Consider the following 633-nt stretch of genomic DNA (forward strand, 5'->3'; position numbering starts at 1 on the left):
CTGTTCCTGAACATCGGCCACTATCTGGATCATCTGTTCACGCTGATCTTCGCGACGGTGGCGGCGCTGGCGCTCTCGCGCGAATGGGGCCTCAGCTACAGCGAACTCCTGAAATATGCGACGCCGGGCTTCTTCGCGTTCGGGCTGTTCTCGCTGCCCGCCGGCTGGCTCGCGGACAAGTGGAGCCGCGAGGGCATGATCGCGGTGTTCTTCGCCGGCATCGGCGCGTCATCGATCGCCACCGCCTTCGCGCAGACGCCGCTGCAGGTCGGCATCGGCCTGTTCGTCGTCGGCATCTTCGCCGCGATCTATCACCCCGTCGGCCTCGCCATTGTCACGCAGCGCTGGAAGAACACCGGCATGCGGCTCGCGATGAACGGCATCTGGGGCAATCTCGGCGTGGCCAGCGCGGCGCTCATCACCGGCTATTTCATCGACCACGGCGGCTGGCGCGTGGCCTTCGTGGTGCCCGGCATCTTCTCCATCGTCGTCGGCGTGCTTTACACCGTCCATCAATGGAGCGAGGTTTCGACCGCGCACCAGAAGACGCCGGCGCCTGTTGCCGTCGCGGCTCCGCAGACCGCCGACATGAAGGCGCTCATCCTGCGCGTGACCGTGATCGTGTTTCTCACC

1 protein-coding gene is annotated in these 633 nt (G+C 65.6%); it reads left to right on the forward strand.

From position 1 onward, the window contains the following. The coding region (locus tag ACP4IX_RS36425) for an MFS transporter (protein WP_426558960.1) at positions 1-633 on the forward strand (633 nt) is incomplete at both ends.

This window comes from Streptomyces sp. WG5, from assembly GCF_049974565.1.
GTDB lineage: Bacteria > Actinomycetota > Actinomycetes > Streptomycetales > Streptomycetaceae > Streptomyces.